The following is a 19,775-nucleotide window of genomic DNA, read 5'->3' on the forward strand; positions in this document are numbered from 1 at the left end:
CATTCGTAAACTGCGCCTGCTGAGCGCTTTTATTCTGTCTAAGCCGTATCCGTAGCCCTGTATCAAAAGTGGGGGCAGCGAGGCGGTGTTTTTCCAGCCAGAAGAGCGTTTACCCGCCTTGAAGTATTAGGAGTACCAGCGCTTTGCGGTTTTTTCTAGTGTTGTTGTTATGGCCTGCACTTTTGATGGCAGAAACGTCCGTGATGCCATTGCGCCCGGCGTTAAGTCCGGAGCAGCAGGCATGGCTGGAAGCTAATCCAAAGCTGCGTGTTGGTTTAATCATGCAGGCCCCTTGGGCTCAGTTTGACCGCCGGGAAAATGCGCTCAGCGGGGCCAACGTGGAACTGATGCAGCGTGTGCTGGAGAGCATCGGTGTTGAGCCCATTTGGCAGCGCTATACGGATCAAGCCGCTCTTGAGAAAGCCATCGCCCGAGGTCAGGTGGACCTGGCGCCGGGATTACAACAGACGCCAGCAGGGCTGCGCCGCTGGGATTTTTCCGATCCGTACATGCGCGTTCCGCATATGGTTGTGGGCGAGCGACGTGCCAGCAGCACGGTGGATTTGGACAGCGTCCCCCGTGATGAACGTGTTGCCCTACGCGGCTCAGGTCAGGCTGCTGAATACCTGCGTACTACCCATCCACATTTGGACTTGCACCTAGTGGGCAGTGATCGTGATGCCATGGAGCGGGTATTACGCCAGGAAGTCAGCTATGCGGTGGTGGATGAGGCGCAGTTGAGTATCTTGCTTCAAGAGCCGGCCTTTATGGGGTTGAGCATTGTAGGGGATACCGGCCTGTCTCAGTTATTGAGGATTGCCACCCGCCGTGATCAGCCGATCCTGGGGGAAATTATTGTGGCGGTGTTGCAGGCTTATCCCGCCTCTGAGCTGGACCAGTTGCACAGTAAGTGGATGCCTCTGAATAGCCGTGATCAGGGCAACCCCCTCGTATTCTGGCGCAGCTTCAGCTTTTTCCTGGCGTTTGCCCTTATGGGCGTTGGGATGATTGTCAGCTACCTGCTACGCCAACGCCGCACATTGGAACGGCAGTTGATCTCCGCGCGAACCGAACTCGCTCAGCGAGAAGAGGCTGCGCAGGCGTTACGACTCAGTCAGTTCTCCATTGATCAGAGCACTGTCGGCATTCTCTGGGTTAATTGGGACAGCCATGTGCGATATGCCAACCGTGCCGCCGAACGCATGCTGGGCTATGGCAGCAATCGGCTGGTGGACGTGCCACTGCAACGTTTGGACGCGGGGATGAGCATGGATCGCTGGCTGATGTTGTGGCGTCAGGCGCGAAGTTCGGAATCGCTTCAAGGTTATGAGATCGACTACATACAGGCTGATGGTGGACGTTTGCCCGTAGAGATTTCCCTGAGCTTTCTGCGTTTTGGTATGAGTGAGTACCTGGTGGTGTTTCTCACTGACATCACCGAGCGGCGCAAAACTCAGGCGGCGCTGCTGGAAAGTGAGGCGAGATTAAAAGGGATTGCGGGCAACGTACCGGGGCTGGTGTTTCGTCTGGAACGGCTGCCAGGTGAGGATGCTGTGGAGTTCGCCTATATCAGTGAAGCCAGCCGCGAGCTGGTGGGCTATGCCCCGGAAGAGTTGCGTCCTCCAGAGAAAGGCATCCGCAGCCTGGTGCATCCCGATGACCTGAGCAATTACCGACGCATTCAGGATGCCGCCTTCAGCAGTGGCAGCGATTGGCGCTGGCAAGGGCGGATTGTGACCCGTGCCGGAGAGATTCGCTGGGCCGATATCAAGGCCACGACGCGAATCTTGGCCGAAGGTGTGGTGGTGTGGGACGGCATTGTCTGGGACATCACTGAGAACAAACAGGTTGAGCTTGAACTGGCAGATTCCCGAGCCCGACTGCGCGAGCTGGCCGCGCACCTGGAAAGCGTGCGCGAAGAAGAAAAAGCCCGTATTGCCCGGGAGGTGCACGATGAACTGGGGCAGGTACTGACTGTACTGAAGCTGGAAACCGCTATGTGTGAGCTGGCATTTGCAGGGCAGGTCCAAGGGCTGGATGCGCGTCTGCAAAGTATGAAGCGCTTGATTGCCCAGCTCTTCCAGCTGGTGCGGGATGTGGCCACAGCGTTGCGCCCGCCGATTCTGGATGCGGGCATTGCCTCAGCGATTGAGTGGCAGGTCCGCCGCTTTGAAGCGCGTACGCAAATTCCTTGTATGGCCGAGGTGCCTGAGGCGGTGCCTGTCATCAGTGATGCCAAGGCTATCGGCTTGTTCCGCATCCTTCAGGAGGCCCTGACTAATGTCATGCGTCATGCTCATGCACACAGTGTTCAGGTGTTCCTGAAAGTGGAGGATGGCAGCCTTTGGTTGACCATTACCGACGATGGCAAAGGGTTTTCCCCGCAAAAGCGGCAGGCAGGCCAGTCATTTGGCTTGGTCGGTATGCAAGAACGGGTGTTCATGCTCGGTGGGCATTTGCAGATTGACAGCGAACCGGGCGAGGGGACTACCCTGATCGTGCAAGTGCCACTGGATGAGGAGGAAATCGCTTGATTCGTGTAGTAGTGGCTGAAGATCACACCATTGTCCGTGAAGGCATCAAACAGCTGATCGGAATGGCTCGTGACCTTGAAGTGGCGGGGGAGGCCGGCAACGGCGAGCAGCTGATGGAGACCCTGCGTAAGGTTGAGTGTGATGTCGTGCTGTTAGACATCTCAATGCCTGGTGTTAATGGCTTGGAAGCGATTCCACGTATTCGTGCTTTAGCCAACCCCCCGGCGATCCTGATGTTGTCTATGCATGATGAGGCCCAGATGGCAGCCCGTGCACTGAAAATTGGGGCCGCCGGGTACGCCACCAAAGACAGCGATCCTTCGTTGCTGGTTACGGCCATCCGCAAGGTGGCCAGCGGTGGACGCTACATTGACCCTGAACTAGCGGATCGCATGGTATTTGAGGTGGGGCTGACCGATTCGCGGCCACCTCACTCGCAGCTGTCCGAGCGGGAATTTTCGGTGTTTGAGCGCTTGGTGAAAGGCGAGGGGGTTAATGATATTGCCCTCCATCTGGCCGTCAGCAATAAAACCGTTAGCACCCATAAAGCACGTTTGATGCAGAAGTTAGGGCTGCATTCAGTCGCCGATCTGGTTCGCTACGCGGTGGAGCATAAACTGCTCTAAATCGGTGCATTGAGGGTGGTTGTTAACGTCTGAATGTGAGGTGTGTCAGGCGTTGCAAGGGGTTCGCATGCGCCTTGGTGGTGCATGGCGTGCCCGGTTTTATGCCTCTGGTTAAATTCTTTTGTTTTGTAGGGATTGCCCTACAGCAAATACTCCTCCTGCCCGACAAAAGGTTGTCATCCCGCCTGATTCTTTCGTACCAATTCCCGCACTAGTCTTGTGCCATCCGCGTGAAGACAACAATAAAGGGTGTGGTAATGACCGGGTCTCAGGCTAATGATGTATTGGTCAGCTTTCGTGGCGTGCAAAAAAGCTACGACGGCGAAAACCTGATCGTCAAAGATCTCAATCTGGACATCCGTAAGGGTGAGTTCCTGACCTTGCTGGGGCCGTCTGGCTCGGGCAAAACCACCAGCCTGATGATGCTGGCGGGTTTCGAAACCCCCACAGCAGGTGAAATCCTGCTGGGTGGCCGTTCCCTCAATCGTTTGCCTCCGCACAAGCGCGACATCGGCATGGTTTTCCAAAACTATGCCCTGTTCCCGCATATGACGGTGGCTGAGAACCTCGCCTTCCCGTTGAGCGTGCGTGGCATGTCCCGCACCGACAGCACCGAGCGAGTCAAGAAAGCGCTTTCCATGGTGCAGCTCGACAGCTTCCGCAACCGCTACCCAGGCCAGCTTTCCGGTGGTCAGCAGCAGCGTGTTGCGCTTGCCCGTGCCCTCGTGTTCGAACCCCAGCTGGTGCTGATGGATGAACCTCTGGGTGCATTGGATAAGCAACTGCGTGAACACATGCAGATGGAAATCAAGCACCTGCACCAGCGCCTGGGCGTCACCGTTGTGTATGTGACTCACGACCAGGGCGAAGCACTGACCATGTCCGATCGTGTTGCGGTCTTCCACCAGGGTGAAATTCAGCAGATCGCTGATCCGCGCACCCTGTATGAGCAGCCGAGCAACACCTTCGTTGCCAACTTCATTGGCGAAAACAACCGTATTTGTGGGCGTCTTGCCAGCCGTAACGGTGATCGTTGCACGATCACATTGCCGCGTGGTGAGCAGATCGAAGCGTTGGCGGTAAACGTTGGCGAGGTGGGTGAGCCCGTGACCCTGTCGATCCGTCCTGAACGAGTGCGCCTTAACGGGCACAGCGAGGCTTGCAGCAACCGGTTCTCCGGGCGCGTAGCTGAGTTTATTTACCTGGGCGATCACGTGCGGATTCGCATGGAGGTTTGCGGCAAGGACGATTTTTACGTGAAGCAACCAGTTGCCGAATTGGACCCATCCTTGAGTGTCGGTGACCTGGTTCCGCTGGGCTGGCAAGTTGAACACGGCCGTGCCCTCGACCCGCTTCAGCAAGACTGAGAGTCAACATCTGAGTAGATTTACAGAGGAGATTAGAACAATGATGAAATCCCTGAAACTCGCGGTATTGGCTGCAAGCGTAGCGTGTGGGGCGCAGGCGCTGGCAGCAGATCTGACCGCCATCTCTTTCGGCGGCGCCAGTAAAGATGCACAGGCTAAAGCCTTCTATGGTCCGTTCGAGCAAGCAAGCGGCCACAAGGTCATCGCTGGCGAGTACAACGGCGAAATGGCTCGCGTCAAAGCCATGGTCGACACCAAAAGCGTGAGCTGGAACCTGCTGGAGGTTGAATCTCCAGAACTGACCCGCGGTTGTGATGAAGGTCTGTTCGAGCAGCTGGACACCAGCGTGTTTGGTAATCCGGAAGACTTCATTCCAGGCACTATTCAGCCATGCGGCGTGGGCTTCTTCGTATGGTCCACCGTACTGGCTTACAACGCCGACAAACTGTCTGCCGCTCCGACCAGCTGGGCTGACTTCTGGGACGTGAAGAAATTCCCAGGCAAGCGTGGCCTGCGTAAAGGCGCCAAGTACACCCTCGAGTTCGCGCTGATGGCCGACGGTGTTGCGCCGAAGGACGTCTACGAAGTGCTGGCTACCCAAGAAGGCGTGGACCGTGCATTCCGTAAACTGGATGAACTGAAGCCGCACATTCAGTGGTGGGAAGCCGGTGCTCAGCCGCCTCAGTATCTGGTATCGGGCGACGTAGTAATGAGCTCGGCTTATAACGGCCGTATCGCAGCCGTACAGGGCGAAAGCAACCTGCAAGTCGTTTGGAACGGCGGCATCTATGACTTCGACTCCTGGGCCATCCCGACTGGCGCCAAGAACAAGCAAGAGGCCATCGAGTTCATCAAGTTCGCGATTCAGCCAGAAGCTCAAAAGGTTTTCTCTGAAAACATCGCTTACGGTCCGACCCGTAAAGACGCCATCAACCTGTTGGCTCCTGAGCGTCTGAACGTCATGCCGACCACACCGGAAAACATCAAGAACCAAGTGGCCATTGATGTGGTGTTCTGGGCTGACTACGGCGAGCAACTGGAACAGCGCTTCAACGCCTGGGCCGCTCGCTAAGACCCCGGCTGCAGGCCTGTCACTGCACAACCTGCAGCCTGTTTTACAGAAAGCGTTGCCCAGTGCCTAAGTGGTATGGGCAGCGCGACCAGATTTCTTCGTCGCGCTATGCGACGGTTGTATGCGGAGTCACCCCATGGCCAGCGTTCTGCCTGCCTCTGATATTCCCGGAACCAGCCTCAAGCAGCGTCTGGCCCGTGCCGAGCGCTTCAATCGCCTCAAGTCCAAGGCCTTGATCCTGCCGCTGCTGGTATTCCTCCTGCTGACCTTTATTGTGCCGATCGCCGCCTTGCTGTGGCGCAGCGTGGAAAACCCCGAAGTCGTCAGCTCCATGCCGCAAACGGTAGAAGCCATTGCCTCGTGGGATGGTCGTGGTTTGCCGGATGAGTCGGTCTACCGCGCCATGGCTTCGGACATTGTCGAAGCCCGCAAACAACGGGTGCTGGGCGATCTGTCAAAGCGCCTGAACATGGAGCAAGCGGGTTTTCGCAGCCTGATCAACAGTACGGCGCGTAAGTTGCCGCTGGCCACTGAGCCTGAGTCGTACAAGATTGCGCTGGAAACCATGGACGAGCGCTGGGGCGACCCGGCCTACTGGCAGGTGATTCGTCGCAACAGCAGTTCCGTAACGCCTTATTACCTGCTGGCGGCCCTGGATCACCGTATTGATGACCTTGGCGAGCTGGCTGCTGCTACGCCGGATCAAGCGATTTACCTGGATATCTTTGCCCGTACCTTCTGGATGAGCTTGGTGATTACCGCCATCTGTCTGGTGCTGGCCTATCCGGTGGCCTACCTGCTGGCTAACCTGCCTGCGCGGCAGAGCAACCTGCTGATGATTTTGGTCCTGTTGCCGTTCTGGACTTCGATCTTGGTACGTGTTGCAGCTTGGATCGTACTGCTTCAGTCCGGTGGTTTGATCAACAGTGGTTTGATCGCCATGGGCATCATTGATGAGCCGCTGCAGTTGGTGTTCAACCGCGTCGGGGTTTACATCTCGATGGTGCACATCATGCTGCCGTTCATGATCCTGCCGATTTACAGCGTGATGAAAGGCATTTCGCCAACCTATATGCGTGCGGCCGTTTCGCTGGGTTGCCATCCGTTTGCCAGCTTCTGGCGCGTGTACTTCCCGCAAACCCTCGCCGGTGTGGGGGCTGGTGGCCTGCTGGTGTTCATCCTGTCGATTGGTTACTACATCACCCCGGCACTGCTGGGCAGCCCGAATGACCAGATGATCAGCTACTTCGTAGCCTTCTACACCAACGTGTCGATCAACTGGGGTATGGCGACTGCACTGGGCGGCTTGCTGCTGGCAGCCACACTGCTGCTGTATGTGGTGTACGGCTGGCTGGTTGGTGCAAGCAAATTGAAGCTGGCCTGAGTCAGGCCGCTGAAGACGGGCTGGCAGCGTAATGCGCCAGCCCGGTCAGACAGGAATTTTCGGAGATAGAGCATGCTCAGTCCATACATGTCGCCCATCGAACGCATCTGGCACTACAGCCTGCGCACCCTCGTCGCGCTGGTGCTGCTGTTCCTGATTCTGCCGGTGTTGGTCATCGTTCCGTTGTCGTTCAACTCGGGAACTTTTCTGGTTTACCCGCTGCAAGGTTTTTCCCTGCGTTGGTATGAAGCATTTTTCACCTCAGCTGAGTGGATGCGCTCGCTGAAAAACAGCATGATCGTCGCGCCTGCCGCCACGGTGCTGGCAATGGTCTTCGGTACCTTGGCTTCCATTGGCCTGACCCGGGGTGAGTTCCGTGGCAAGGCGCTGGTGATGAGCTTGTTGATCTCGCCGATGATCGTCCCGGTGGTCATCGTTGGTGTGGCCAGCTACTTGTTCTTTGCTCCGCTGGGGCTGGGCAACAGCTACATTTCGCTGATCGTGGTACACGCGGTACTGGGTGTGCCGTTTGTGATCATCACCGTGTCCGCGACTCTGCAAGGCTTTAACCATAACCTGGTGCGTGCTGCAGCCAGCCTGGGGGCATCTCCGCTGACCACCTTCCGCCGTGTCACTCTGCCGCTGATTGCGCCGGGTGTGATCAGTGGTGGTCTGTTCGCCTTCGCCACCTCGTTCGATGAAGTGGTGGTGACCCTGTTCCTTGCAGGCCCGGAGCAAGCCACCCTGCCACGGCAAATGTTCAGCGGTATTCGTGAGAACTTGTCGCCGACCATTGCGGCAGCAGCCACGCTGCTGATTGGCTTTTCTATCCTGCTGTTGCTGACACTGGAATGGCTGCGCGGTCGCAGCGAGAAAATGCGTACCCAACTGCCGGAATAAGCATCAGCTAGCGTTATAACCGCAGTGCTAAACGAGCCCGCTTGCGGGCTCGTTGGTCAACTGACGGCGGCAGCTTGCCATCGCCTCGGGTACAATGTGCGGCTTTCGTGAATGCCACTGAGGTGCGCCATGCAACCCTTCGCCATCGCTCCGTCAATTCTGTCTGCCGACTTCGCCCGCCTGGGTGAGGATGTGGACAAGGTATTAGCTGCCGGGGCAGACATCGTTCATTTCGATGTAATGGATAACCACTATGTTCCTAACCTGACCATCGGCCCGATGGTGTGTGCTGCCTTGCGCAAATACGGTGTGACTGCACCGATTGATGTGCACCTGATGGTAAAGCCGGTTGATCGGATCATTGGTGACTTCATTGAAGCAGGCGCCACCTACATCACCTTCCACCCGGAAGCCTCCGAGCACATTGATCGCTCGCTGCAACTGGTGCGTGATGGTGGGTGCAAGTCGGGCTTGGTATTCAACCCAGCGACGCCGCTGGATGTACTCAAGCACGTGATGGATAAGGTCGACATGATCCTGCTGATGAGCGTGAACCCCGGTTTTGGTGGTCAGAAGTTCATTCCACATACCTTGGAAAAACTCCGTGAGGCCCGCGCCCTGATCGACGCATCCGGTCGCGATATTCGCCTGGAAATCGACGGCGGGGTGAATGTGCAGAACATCCGCTCCATCGCTGAAGCTGGCGCTGATACTTTTGTTGCCGGTTCGGCCATTTTTAATCAGCCGGACTACAAAGCCGTCATCGACAGCATGCGTGCCGAACTGGCTCAGGTGCGTGGGTGAGCCTGCTCAGGCAACTGTTCCAGGGTGAGCTGCCAAAGCTGGTGATGTTCGATCTGGACGGCACCTTGCTTGACTCGGTGCCCGACCTGGCCGCCGCTGTTGATCGCACCTTGCTGGATCTGGGCCGCCCCGCAGCCGGGGCGGATAAAGTGCGTAATTGGGTTGGCAACGGTGCCCGCGTATTGGTACGCCGGGCGCTGGCTGACGGTATTGAGCATGACGGTGTGGATGACCAACTGGCCGCCCAGGCGCTGGAGCTGTTTATGCAGCACTACGCCGAGAGCCATGACTTGTCTCAGGTCTACCCCGGCGTGCAGCAAACACTGGACTGGCTGCGTGAGCAGGATGTTGAGCTGGCGCTGGTCACCAATAAACCAGAGCGTTTTGTCGCACCGCTGCTGGATCAGAAACAGTTGGGTGGGTACTTCCGCTGGATTATCGGCGGCGATACCTTGCCCCAGCAGAAGCCTGACCCGGCCGGACTGCTGCATGTGATGAAAATGGCACGGGTTGAGCCAGCCTGTGCATTGTTTGTGGGTGACTCTCGCACTGATGTGCAAGCTGCTAAGGCCGCCGGTGTGTCCTGTGTTGCGCTGAGCTATGGCTACAACCATGGACGGCCAATCGCTGAAGAGAAGCCTGACGTTGTATTGGATTCACTCAGCGGTTTGATGCAGGCACGCTGAAGTATCTGTTTGCAGGGCATGTGGGTTGATTCAACCCCAGCCCTGCGCTAGTGTGGCCAAACCATTCCCGCCTGAATAAAAAGAGAGTTTCGTGGTGGTTGTTATCTGCAAGCGCTGGTCCGCCGGAATCAGTATGAACATCATCAAGGCTTTAGCCCGTTGGCGCTGGCGCCACTGAATATGATTCTGGCCGTATAGACGGCACGCTCGCACACAACCGTTTTAACCTCATGCCACGAGGCTGATCATGACCCGCGAAGAATTTCAGCGCCTAGCCGCAGAAGGCTATAACCGTATTCCTGTTGCCTGCGAATCCCTGGTGGATTTCGACACGCCGCTGTCCATTTATCTGAAGTTGGCCGACGAGCCCAACACCTACCTGCTTGAGTCTGTGCAAGGCGGGGAGAAGTGGGGGCGTTACTCGATCATCGGCCTGCCAGCCCGTACCGTGCTGCGTGCTCATGATCATGATGTGCGCATCACCGTAGATGGCATCGAAACTGAACGCCACCAGTGCGAAGACCCATTGGCGTTCGTTGAGCAGTTCAAGGACCGCTACAAGGTCCCGACCCTGTCGGGCTTGCCGCGCTTCAACGGTGGTTTGGTGGGCTACTTTGGTTACGACAGTGTGCGCTATGTCGAAACCAAACTGGCTGGTGGTGCAAACACGGATACGCTGGGCACCCCAGACATCCTGCTGATGGTCTCGGACGCCGTCGTCGTATTCGATAACCTGGCCGGTAAGATGCACGCCATTGTGTTGGTAGACCCGGCTGAAGACAACGCGTTGGAAAACGGCCAGGCGCGCTTGCAGGAAATCCTGCACAAGTTGCGTCAGCCGATCACGCCGCGCTTGGGTGTAGACCTGTCTGCCCCGCTGGCAGCGGAGCCGGATTTCGTGTCCAGCTTCAAGCGTGATGACTACGAAAACGCCGTCAAAGCGATTAAGGAGTACATCCTCGCCGGTGACTGCATGCAGGTGGTGATTTCCCAGCGCATGTCGATCCCGTTCAAGGCAGCTCCAATCGACCTGTACCGTGCACTGCGTTGCATCAACCCGACGCCGTACATGTACTTCTTCAACTTCGGCGACTTCCATGTGGTTGGCAGCTCGCCGGAAGTGCTGGTTCGTCTGGAAGACGGCTTGGTCACCGTGCGTCCTATCGCAGGTACCCGTCCGCGCGGAGCCAACGAAGAGGCCGATCTGGCCTTGGAAGAAGATTTGCTGTCGGATGCCAAAGAGATCGCCGAGCACCTGATGCTGATCGACTTGGGCCGCAACGATGTGGGCCGTGTTGCCAGCACCGGCAGCGTGAAAGTCACCGAGAAAATGGTGATTGAGCGTTATTCCAACGTGATGCACATCGTCTCCAACGTCACCGGCCAGCTCAAGCCTGAGTTGACTGCTATGGATGCGCTGCGAGCGATTCTCCCGGCGGGTACGCTTTCTGGTGCGCCGAAAATTCGCGCCATGGAAATCATCGACGAGCTGGAGCCGGTTAAGCGTGGCGTTTACGGCGGCGCTGTGGGCTATCTGGCCTGGAACGGCAACATGGACACCGCCATTGCCATCCGTACCGCCGTGATCAAAGACGGCGAGCTGCATGTGCAAGCGGGGGCCGGCATTGTGGCTGACTCGGTTCCGGCCTTGGAATGGGAAGAAACCCTGAACAAACGCCGCGCCATGTTCCGTGCTGTCGCACTGGCAGAACAGAGCATCAAGGGCTGATCACTTAGATCAGCGTTTGACGCCAGCGCTGTGCGGAAGTCTTCAACTGGTTTTTCAACCACTGATTGAAGGCTTCCACGCTCGGCCGCTGACTTTTCTCCGGCGTGCTGATCAAGTAATAGCCGCGCAGTGAATCAATGGCGATGTCGAAGGGGCTGACCAATAGCCCCTGAGCCAAGGCATCGCCGCTGAGCAAATTATCCCCCATAGCCACACCTTGCCCTGCAATACAGGCCGCTTGGGCGCAGTTGGCATCGTCAAACACCACACCACTGTGCTGTTCTAAATCCAGGTGCTTAGCCCGGGCGGCATTCAGCCAGACACGCCAGTCACTGTGATCATTCATATGCAATAACGGGAAGCGGCTGAGGTCGTGTACGGATTTGAGCCCGCCCAACGCGTGGATCAGGCGCGGGCTGCATACCGGGAAGAAACGCAGCGGCACAATCGGCTCCACCTGCATGTTTGGCCAGTCGCCAATGCCGTAGGCAATAAACAGATCAGCCTGGCTATTGCTGACATCATCCGGGCTGCGCGGTGAGATCAGTTGCAGTTGTACCTGTGGAAACTGTCGAACAAAGTCGCCGATATGCTGACACAGCCAGTAACTGGCAAAGCCAGGGGGGCAACTAACGGTCAGTCGTCCGCCGACGCTAATGCTGTCGATACTTCGCCCCGCTTCTTCCAGTGCGTTGAGTATCCGGTGTACGTCTCGAGCATAGCGCTCACCCGCACTGGTCAGGACAATCCCTCGGCCCTGACGCTCAGTCAAGGTGAAGCCCAAGCTGTTTTCGAGGCTACTGATCTGGTGGCTGATGGCGCTGCGGGTCAGGCTTAACTCATCGGCTGCGGCAGAGACGCTGCCCAGCCGGGCAATGGCATCCAGTGCGCGCAGGGCGGTCATGGAGGGTAAGCGCATGGGCTCAAATCTGTTCGGTGAAAATATCTGAACAGTAGCGACTAAATAATTCGATTGTTGTGTGTTTTATCTCACCAATACTAGGCCCTAGAGCGCTTCGGTCTGGATGTGTTGAGCACTTCACGTTCCTGGCCGCAGCGCGTTGATCAATAGCGCTGTTGTGCCGTGACACAACGGCCTGTGCCGGTGAGGTATTCCATGTCCGTATCCCACGCTTCGGCTTTGCCTGCCGATCTGCTGCTGATTAATGGCCGTATTTATACGGTTGAGGATCAGCACCCCTGGGCCGAAGCGGTGGCCGTACGCGATGGCCGCTTTGTGGCGGTGGGCAGTAACAGTGACGTGTTGATTTGGCAGGGGCCGAAGACCCAAGTGGTCGATCTGCGTGGACGTTTTGTGATGCCCGGCCTGTATGACATGCACACCCATCCGGACTTGAAGCTAGCGCCGGGCTATGCCGGGTACTTGGACGTAGGCAGTGAAGACCCCACGGTCGAGCGGGTGGAGCAGGCCATTCTCGACTACTGCGCAGAGCATCCCGGAGATGGCTGGGTGTACGGACAATACTTCGTGCGTTATCGCTTCAAGCAGGCGGGGTTGGTGCCGGGGCGCGAGTGGTTGGACTCCGTCGTAGCAGACCGCCCGGTGGCGATCCTCGATCGCTCCTGGGGCTGCATGATGGTCAACTCCAAAGCGCTGGAGCTGGCGGGGATTGATGCCGATACGGTCGATCCGCGCCACGGCTATATCGAACGCGACAGTTTTAGCGGCGAGCCCACCGGCATTCTGGTGGATGGCGCCTATGCGCTGATTCACGCGGCAATGCCGCCGACGCCCCTGGCCGCATTGATTCGGGCCTACCGCGAAGGCGTCTGGCTACAGAGTTCGATGGGCGTGGTGGGCAGTAAATATGTGCATGTCTGCGAGCACCGCCTGAATGCTCTGCGGAGTATTGATCAGGCCGGTGAGTTGTCGGTGCGCATCGAAGCGGCGATCAGTTGGCAGGACGATATCTTCCCGGTGAAGCGCCGCTGGGAGTTGCTCAGCGGCGAGCGCCACTTCTATCGCAGTGCCCGCTTGAACGCCAACGCGGTGAAGTTCCACTTTGACGGCACCCATGAGTCGCGCTCCTCATTCCTGTCCAGCCCCTGGCCGGGCGAGCAGAGCTGGCGCGGCCACCTCAACCTGACCCCGGAGCATCTGCTGGACATGCTGGTGGATATGGATCGCCGGGGTATCCGGGTGATCGCCCACTGCACCGGTGATGGTGCATCGGATGTGTTCCTCAATGCAGTGGCCCTGACCCGGCAGATCAACGGCGAAAGCGGTGTGCGCCACCAGTGTGCTCACAGCACGACATTGCTCGATGCCAACCTCGGTCGTTTTGCTGAACTGAATGTGGTGGCGGAATTCTCACCGGTAGGTTGGTATCCCTCGGCATTTGCCAATGCCCGCAGCGTGTTCGGCGAACAGCGCATGCAGCGCGCTTATAACTTTAAGGGCGTGTTGGCGCACGGCGGGGTGGCGGTGATGGGTACCGACTGGCCTGTCTCCAGTATCAATCCGTGGATCGGTTTTGAGGCCATGCTGACCCGCGCCAACCCGTTCGGCGATGTGCCTGGGCATTTTTACGGCGAGCCCATCAGCCTTGAGCAGGCAATGCGAGTGATGACCATCAACGGTGCTTGGAGCATGGGCATAGAGCAGAGTGCGGGCTCAATCAGAGTGGGTAAGTCAGCTGACCTGATTGTGCTGGACCGTGATCTGTTCAGTCAGCCGGCCCAGGGTTTTGTGCAGGCCACGCAGGTGGAGCTGACGCTGTTGGAAGGGCAGTTCACCTGGGATCGCCATGGCGAATTGGATGCCACACAACAGAGGGCGCTATGGCGCAAGGAGGTACCCGATGTTTTGTGAGGCGCGGATACCGGAGTCGGTCTCTGTCACCTTGATTAGCGGATTTCTCGGTGCCGGAAAAACCACTTTGCTCAATCACCTGCTGACTCATGTACAGGGGCAACGCTTAGCGGTATTGGTGAATGATTTTGGCGCCATCAATATCGACAGTGAGCTGATTGTGCAGCAGAGCCAGAGCATGTTGACCCTGGCCAATGGCTGCATGTGTTGCACCATTGAAAGTGACCTGATTGCGCAGCTGGAAGAGTTGCTTGGCCCGGATGGGCCGCAGCCGGAGCGCTTGCTCATTGAGGCCAGCGGGCTGTCCAGCCCACAGAAAATTGCCAGCACCCTGCGTTATCCACAGTTCCGTCAGCGCCTGCACATCGACGCCATCATCACCTTGGTGGATGCAGAGCACTACGCCCAGCTGCCGGAATCCATGGCGGCGCTGGCGCAGGAGCAGTTGGACGTGGCGGACATCATCGTGCTGAACAAGGTTGATCGGGTTACATCCAGTCAACTAAGCCAGCTCAAGCAGCATTGGCTGTACCCCGGAGCACGCATCATCGAAAGTCGTTACGCCGCTGTAGCTCCGGAATTATTGCTGGGCTATGGCGGCAGTACGTTCGGCCGCTCGCTCAGGCCGGTTGCTTCATCTGTTCATGCCGAGCAGTTCGTTTCCCACAGCTTCGAGACGCCGCGTTTGTTTCGTCTGGCGCCCTTGCGTCGCCTATTACGGCGCCTGCCTGAAGGTATCTATAGAGCGAAAGGTGTCCTTCGGTTGGAGGGATATCCGGACCGGCGCTGCTTGTTGCATCTCGTAGGGATGCGCAGCGAGTTGACTTTGGATCGGCCAGCGCATGGCGTGCCTGAACACAGCCAACTGGTACTGATTGGATTGCGTGGGGCGATGGATCCCGAGCGCCTGAGAGCCAGTCTGTTGGGCTGTCTGGTGCCTGAAGTTACGCACGGTGAGCCGGTTGCAATTGGTGAATTTGACTAAACGATGAGGCGAATTCTTTTCGATTGTTGCCGTTTTTATTTCACCGATACTGGCTGTGCAACGTAACGCTGGCTGGCCTGAAAAGCCCGAGCCAGAGCCTCTACGCAAACAATAATGAGGTGCGCGAATGATCAGTTGTGCCCAAGCCCTGGTGAAATTGCTGGAAGCCTATGAGGTGGACTCGGTATTCGGCATCCCAGGCGTCCACACCCTTGAGTTGTACCGGGCGCTGCATGGCAGCAGCTTGCGGCATGTCAGCCCCCGGCATGAGCAAGGTGCGGGTTTTATGGCTGACGGTTACGCACGGGTCAGTGGCAAGCCCGGGGTGTGCTTCATCATCACTGGGCCGGGTATGACCAATATTCTCACCGCGATGGGCCAAGCCTACGCGGACTCCATACCGATGCTGGTGATCTCAACCAGCTTGCGCCGCGAACATCAGCATCTGGGGCACGGCCACCTGCATGAAATGCCGAACCAACAGGCGCTGGTGGCGGGTGTTTGTGCGTTTAGCCATAGCGTTCAATGTCCGTCGCAGTTACCAGAGGTACTGGCCCGAGCCTTTGCCCTGTTCTCCTGTGATCGTCCGCGTCCAGTGCACATTGAAATTCCATTGGACGTGCTGGCCATGTCCGCCGCAAACATTGATCTCAAGCCGAGGGCATTGCCCAGACCTCCGCAACCGGCTGCGTTGGATTTGATCAAGGCCGTTGCACTGTTGGATGAAAGTGAAAAACCGCTGATCCTCGCCGGAGGTGGTGCGCGCCATGTGGGGGCTCTGCTCGATGACTTGGCTATGCGATTGTGTGCCCCGGTGGCATTGACCACCAACGCCCGTGGTCTGCTGCCTATCGGTCACCCATTGCTATTAGATGGTGTTATGTCGGGTGCACATGGCCGCGAGTTACTGGATGAGGCCGATGTGGTACTGGCTGTAGGCACTGAACTGGGAGAAACCGACTACGACTTTTTCGGTCATGGGCCTTTATCGTTCAAGGGCAAACTGATTCGTGTGGATATCGACCCACAACAGGCGTTGGGATTGCATCCGGCAGATGTAAGCTTGGTCGGCGATGCGATGTCCGCCTTGCAGGTGCTGCTGAACTCGGTCGCCAATCACTCACGAAGTGGTGAGTGGGCAATGTCATCCGTACGCCGTGTTAATACGGCAGAGCGCGAGAGCTGGACGCCTCGTCAACAGACTCTGCAAGCGGTGCTGAACTGTCTGCGTGACGGTCTGCCGCAACCGGTGCTGGTGGGGGACTCCACTCAGCCCGTCTATCAAGGCGCCCTCGGTTACCGGGCATCGCAGGTTAATAGTTGGTTCAATGCGGGAACAGGATTTGGCACGTTGGGCTATGCCCTGCCAGCAGCCGTTGGCGCCAAGCTGGGAGCGCCAGAGCAGCAGGTGGTGGCGATCATCGGCGATGGCGGCCTGCAGTTTTCCAGTGCTGAGTTGTTATCCGCGCGCGAGGCAGGCGTCGGCCTGCTGATTGTGCTCTGGAACAACCAGTGTTACGGCGAAATACGCGACTACATGCAGGCCCGGCAGGTGCCGCCGTTGGGCGTTGATATCCTGACTCCAGACTTTTCCGCGCTGGCAGCTGCTTATGGCATTCATTACCACTGCCTGAACAACCTACCGCAATTACGCCAGTTACTGCCGCAGTTGGCCGCTACGGCTGACGTGCACCTGCTTGAACTATCAGCACAAGATTGGCTGGCGGCTTGACCAGTCGCTGAGGCACTTCATCAAAAACAAGGAGACATGCCCATGTCGCATCAAGCGAGTGTGGCTGCTGGCCCTTCGCCGGTGGTAGCGATTGATGAGTTGCACAAAAATTACGGCGAGCACCATGTCCTCAAAGGGATTTCGCTGCGGGCCCATGAGGGGGATGTCGTGTCATTGATCGGCGCGAGCGGATCGGGCAAGAGCACGCTGTTGCGTTGCATCAACCTGCTGGAAATCCCCGATGCCGGGCGCATCTGCATCAACGGTGAAGAGGTTCGCTTAGGCCGCGAACGCAATGGCACCCCGAAGATTCTCCAGCCGCGTCAGGTTGAGCGGCTGCGCACTCAACTGAGCATGGTCTTTCAGAGTTTTAACCTGTGGCCGCACCGCACTGTGCTGGAGAATGTGATCGAAGCGCCTGTGTATGTGCTGGGTGAAAAACGTCAGGCGGCCATCGCTCACGCCGAGCATCTGCTGGAAAAAGTCGGCATGGCCGACAAGCGCCACAGCTATCCGGCATTCCTATCGGGGGGGCAGCAACAACGAGTCGCCATTGCCCGTGCGCTGGCCATGCGCCCCAAAGTCATGCTGTTTGACGAGCCTACCTCTGCCCTGGACCCGGAAATGGTTGGTGAGGTGCTGAAGGTTATTCGCGGCATTGCCGAGGAGGGCTGCAGCATGATTCTGGTCACTCACGAAATGGCCTTTGCCCGCGATGTTTCCAGCCATGTGGTGTACCTGCATCAGGGCGTGGTGGAAGAAGAGGGACCGCCACAGCAGGTGATGCTGGACCCGCGCAGCGAGCGCTGCCGCCAGTTTGTGATGGCACAGGACAACCGCTGTTGAGGTGAGCGGCACACAACCACGGATGAGGAGGCAAGCATGAACAGAAAACTTCTCAGCCTGCTCGGCAGCTGTTTGCTGATTAGCAGCCTGAATGTGGCGCATGCGGACGAGCAGTTGGTGTTCGCCATCGCACAGGAAGCGTACCCGCCGTTTTCATACAAAAACGGGCATGGTCAGTGGAGTGGATTCGACCCGGATCTGATCACCGCCTTGTGCCGCCAATTGCACACTGAATGCAGCCTGCGGGAAATGGCCTGGGATGGACTGATCCCGGCCCTCAACTCTAAACAGGTGGATGTGGTGCTGAACTCCTTGTCGATCACCTCCGAGCGCAAGCAGGTGGTCGATTTCACCCGCCCCTATCTGCAAACCCCAGCCCTGTGGATAGGTGAGCGCGACGTGGCATTGCAGCTGACGCCCGACGGATTACGCGGCAAATCCATCGGCGTACAGGCATCTACCAGTCACGCGGCCTATATCAAAGCCAATTACCGCCAGGGCTCGCGCATTCGTTATTACAACAATCAGGACGACATCCTTGCTGACCTGCGCAATGGCCGTATTGACGTGATGTTGGCCGACCAGATCTCCGTGCAGCCCATGCTGGCCCAGACCGATAACGCCGGACTGGAGGCCAAAGGCCTGGCTCCGCCTGACCCCTTGTTTGGCGAGGGCATCGGGGTCGCAGTGCGTAAAGGCAATGATGATCTGCGCCAACGCCTGAATCAGGCCCTCAATGCACTGGATCGCAACGGCAGTCTTGCCGGGTTACGCGCCAAGTACCTCGGCGTACTCATGGAATAAGTCAGGGCCCGGCAGCTCGGGCCAGAGGGATAAATATGACGATTGCACAGTTGTATCAGCTGTTTTGGGCTGACGGTTGGTTGCAGGCGCTTGCCGAGGGGGCGACAAGGACGCTTGGCATCTCAATGGGGGCTTTTGCTTTGGGACTGCTGATTGGCCTGGTGGTGGCCATGATGAAACTGAAGGGGCCACGCTGGATGGTGTATTGGGCCAACGTGTACACCACGCTATACCGGGCAGTGCCTGAGCTGCTACTGATTCTGCTGCTGTATTTCGCCGGGGCAGACCTGATCAACAGCTTTATGGCGCTGATAGGGCAACCCAGTGTCGAGGTCAATGGCTTTGCGGCAGCCATCGTGATTCTCGGTGTTGTGCAGGGCGCCTACAGTGCCGAGATCATCCGCGGGGCGATTCAGGCTATTGCGCCGGGGCAAATTGAAGCGGCGCGTTCATTGGGAATGTCCCGTGTGTTGCTGCTCTGGCGGGTGCAACTGCCAAGCATGCTGCCATTTGCTGTGGCCGGGCTGTTTAACCTGTGGCTGGTGCTGGTTAAAGACAGTGCCTTGATCAGTGTGGTCGGTTATGGCGAGTTGCTTACGGCTGGTCGGCAAGCGGCGGCAACAACCAAGCACTACCTGACCTTCTATCTTGCGGTTGCCCTGTTTTACTACGTCATCACCCTGTTCACCGGCGTGCTGTTGCGGCTCTGTGAGGCCCGCTTCGAGCGTTGGATGCCTCGGCACAGCTAGGAGTAAATATCCATGAACTTTTCTTGGTTCAATGAATTCAGCCCTGAGCTGGTGCAGGGGGCTTGGGTCACTGTGCAGCTGCTGCTGATCAGCGCAGTGATTGGTTTCTCACTGGCCCTGCTGGTGGCCTTTGCCCGCCTGTCCAGCTGTCTACCTGTAGCGTTGCTGGGACGTTTTTATGTCAGCGTGCTGCGTGGGACACCGTTGCTGGTACAGATATTCATCTTCTATTACGGCGTAGGCATGTTGTTGGCGGGTTGGCCCTGGTTACGCGCCAGTTGGTTGTGGCCGTATCTGCGTGAAGGCTTTTTCTACGTGGCAGTCGCCCTGAGCCTGAGCGTCTCGGCCTACGTCGGTGAGGTTCTGCGTGCGGGATTACGCGCTGTCCCCAAAGGCGAGCTTGAAGCCGCGCGGGCGTATGGCATGAGTCCGCTGATGGTGATTCGCCGCGTGTGGCTGGTACGGGCTCTGCAACAGCTGCGCCCGACCTTGGCCGGAGAGGCGGTGATGCTGCTCAAGTCCACTGCGCTTGCCTCAACTGTCGCCCTGATGGACCTGCTCGGCGCCGCCAACTTGGTCCGCGCACAAACCCTGAAAGTCTACGAACCGCTGCTGTTGGTGGCGGTGGTCTACATCGTTCTGGCATTCGCCATTGAGCAGTCAATCGCCCGTTTGGGACACAAGCCCCAGGCGCGGCCAAGGATGGATTAAGTCCAAGGAGATC

General features: G+C 57.8%; 16 protein-coding genes and 1 pseudogene. 16 read left to right on the forward strand and 1 reads right to left on the reverse strand.

Translation table 11 applies throughout. The annotated features are described in order from the left end of the window. Positions 1-185: 185 nt before the first annotated feature. From WG219_02800 to trpE, 9 genes are all read left to right on the forward strand, one after another. A complete protein-coding gene (locus tag WG219_02800; GenBank protein ID WXL26434.1) occupies positions 186-2,534 on the forward strand; it encodes a PAS domain S-box protein in 2,349 nt (782 codons plus the stop codon). Further along, complete coding sequence (locus tag WG219_02805) at positions 2,531-3,160, forward strand: response regulator transcription factor (GenBank protein WXL26435.1); 630 nt, start codon at positions 2,531-2,533, stop codon at positions 3,158-3,160. The genes WG219_02800 and WG219_02805 overlap by 4 nt, the downstream gene beginning before the upstream one ends. Before the next feature lie 257 nt (positions 3,161-3,417). After that, positions 3,418-4,527, forward strand: a complete 1,110-nt coding sequence (locus WG219_02810; GenBank protein WXL26436.1) for an ABC transporter ATP-binding protein — start codon at positions 3,418-3,420, stop codon at positions 4,525-4,527. A gap of 40 nt (positions 4,528-4,567) precedes the next feature. Beyond that, entirely contained in the window at positions 4,568-5,599 is a 1,032-nt protein-coding gene (locus tag WG219_02815) for an ABC transporter substrate-binding protein (GenBank protein ID WXL26437.1), read from the forward strand. Between the two features lie 136 nt (positions 5,600-5,735). Continuing rightward, a complete protein-coding gene (locus tag WG219_02820; protein ID WXL26438.1) occupies positions 5,736-6,983 on the forward strand; it encodes an ABC transporter permease in 1,248 nt (415 codons plus the stop codon). A gap of 72 nt (positions 6,984-7,055) precedes the next feature. Beyond that, complete coding sequence (locus tag WG219_02825; GenBank protein ID WXL26439.1) at positions 7,056-7,883, forward strand: ABC transporter permease; 828 nt, start codon at positions 7,056-7,058, stop codon at positions 7,881-7,883. Positions 7,884-8,012: 129 nt separating this feature from the next. Then, the gene (gene rpe, locus WG219_02830) at positions 8,013-8,687 is read left to right on the forward strand and encodes a ribulose-phosphate 3-epimerase (GenBank protein ID WXL26440.1); all 675 of its coding nucleotides are present in this window, start codon (positions 8,013-8,015) and stop codon (positions 8,685-8,687) included. Next, complete coding sequence (locus tag WG219_02835; protein ID WXL26441.1) at positions 8,684-9,373, forward strand: phosphoglycolate phosphatase; 690 nt, start codon at positions 8,684-8,686, stop codon at positions 9,371-9,373. Before rpe ends, WG219_02835 begins: the two co-directional genes overlap by 4 nt. Before the next feature lie 247 nt (positions 9,374-9,620). Next, entirely contained in the window at positions 9,621-11,102 is a 1,482-nt protein-coding gene (gene trpE / locus WG219_02840) for an anthranilate synthase component I (protein ID WXL26442.1), read from the forward strand. Between the two features lie 4 nt (positions 11,103-11,106). Here trpE and WG219_02845 read toward each other — a convergent pair whose 3' ends face one another. Further along, positions 11,107-12,021, reverse strand: a complete 915-nt coding sequence (locus WG219_02845; protein WXL26443.1) for a LysR substrate-binding domain-containing protein — start codon at positions 12,019-12,021, stop codon at positions 11,107-11,109. 198 nt (positions 12,022-12,219) lie between these two features. Between WG219_02845 and WG219_02850 the strand changes: the two genes are divergently transcribed. From WG219_02850 to WG219_02880, 7 genes and pseudogenes are all read left to right on the forward strand, one after another. Next, a complete protein-coding gene (locus WG219_02850; GenBank protein WXL26444.1) occupies positions 12,220-13,935 on the forward strand; it encodes an amidohydrolase in 1,716 nt (571 codons plus the stop codon). Beyond that, positions 13,925-14,920, forward strand: a complete 996-nt coding sequence (locus WG219_02855) for a CobW family GTP-binding protein (GenBank protein WXL26445.1) — start codon at positions 13,925-13,927, stop codon at positions 14,918-14,920. Before WG219_02850 ends, WG219_02855 begins: the two co-directional genes overlap by 11 nt. 127 nt (positions 14,921-15,047) lie before the next feature. Then, the gene (locus tag WG219_02860) at positions 15,048-16,652 is read left to right on the forward strand and encodes a 5-guanidino-2-oxopentanoate decarboxylase (protein ID WXL26446.1); all 1,605 of its coding nucleotides are present in this window, start codon (positions 15,048-15,050) and stop codon (positions 16,650-16,652) included. An 81-nt stretch (positions 16,653-16,733) separates the two neighbouring features. Further along, a pseudogene (locus tag WG219_02865) lies at positions 16,734-17,498 on the forward strand (ATP-binding cassette domain-containing protein). 36 nt (positions 17,499-17,534) lie between these two features. Continuing rightward, on the forward strand, positions 17,535-18,302 hold the full coding sequence (locus WG219_02870) for a transporter substrate-binding domain-containing protein (protein WXL26447.1): 768 nt from the start codon (positions 17,535-17,537) through the stop codon (positions 18,300-18,302). Positions 18,303-18,337: 35 nt separating this feature from the next. Next, a complete protein-coding gene (locus tag WG219_02875; protein WXL26448.1) occupies positions 18,338-19,051 on the forward strand; it encodes an ABC transporter permease subunit in 714 nt (237 codons plus the stop codon). A 12-nt stretch (positions 19,052-19,063) separates the two neighbouring features. After that, positions 19,064-19,762, forward strand: coding sequence for an ABC transporter permease subunit (locus tag WG219_02880; GenBank protein ID WXL26449.1), 699 nt, complete (start codon positions 19,064-19,066; stop codon positions 19,760-19,762). Positions 19,763-19,775: the final 13 nt, after the last annotated feature.

The sequence above is a fragment of the Pseudomonas mendocina genome (assembly GCA_037482215.1).
Taxonomy (GTDB): Bacteria; Pseudomonadota; Gammaproteobacteria; order Pseudomonadales; family Pseudomonadaceae; genus Aquipseudomonas; species Aquipseudomonas mendocina_E.

Coding starts and splice junctions, on each gene's coding strand:
- WG219_02800 (WXL26434.1), top strand. CDS start 186: ATGGCAGAAACGTCCGTGATGCCATTGCGCCCGGCGTTAAGTCCGGAG.
- WG219_02810 (WXL26436.1), top strand. CDS start 3,418: ATGACCGGGTCTCAGGCTAATGATGTATTGGTCAGCTTTCGTGGCGTG.
- WG219_02815 (WXL26437.1), top strand. CDS start 4,568: ATGATGAAATCCCTGAAACTCGCGGTATTGGCTGCAAGCGTAGCGTGT.
- WG219_02820 (WXL26438.1), top strand. CDS start 5,736: ATGGCCAGCGTTCTGCCTGCCTCTGATATTCCCGGAACCAGCCTCAAG.
- WG219_02825 (WXL26439.1), top strand. CDS start 7,056: ATGCTCAGTCCATACATGTCGCCCATCGAACGCATCTGGCACTACAGC.
- rpe (WXL26440.1), top strand. CDS start 8,013: ATGCAACCCTTCGCCATCGCTCCGTCAATTCTGTCTGCCGACTTCGCC.
- trpE (WXL26442.1), top strand. CDS start 9,621: ATGACCCGCGAAGAATTTCAGCGCCTAGCCGCAGAAGGCTATAACCGT.
- WG219_02845 (WXL26443.1), bottom strand. CDS start 12,021: ATGCGCTTACCCTCCATGACCGCCCTGCGCGCACTGGATGCCATTGCC.
- WG219_02850 (WXL26444.1), top strand. CDS start 12,220: ATGTCCGTATCCCACGCTTCGGCTTTGCCTGCCGATCTGCTGCTGATT.
- WG219_02855 (WXL26445.1), top strand. CDS start 13,925: ATGTTTTGTGAGGCGCGGATACCGGAGTCGGTCTCTGTCACCTTGATT.
- WG219_02860 (WXL26446.1), top strand. CDS start 15,048: ATGATCAGTTGTGCCCAAGCCCTGGTGAAATTGCTGGAAGCCTATGAG.
- WG219_02870 (WXL26447.1), top strand. CDS start 17,535: ATGAACAGAAAACTTCTCAGCCTGCTCGGCAGCTGTTTGCTGATTAGC.
- WG219_02875 (WXL26448.1), top strand. CDS start 18,338: ATGACGATTGCACAGTTGTATCAGCTGTTTTGGGCTGACGGTTGGTTG.
- WG219_02880 (WXL26449.1), top strand. CDS start 19,064: ATGAACTTTTCTTGGTTCAATGAATTCAGCCCTGAGCTGGTGCAGGGG.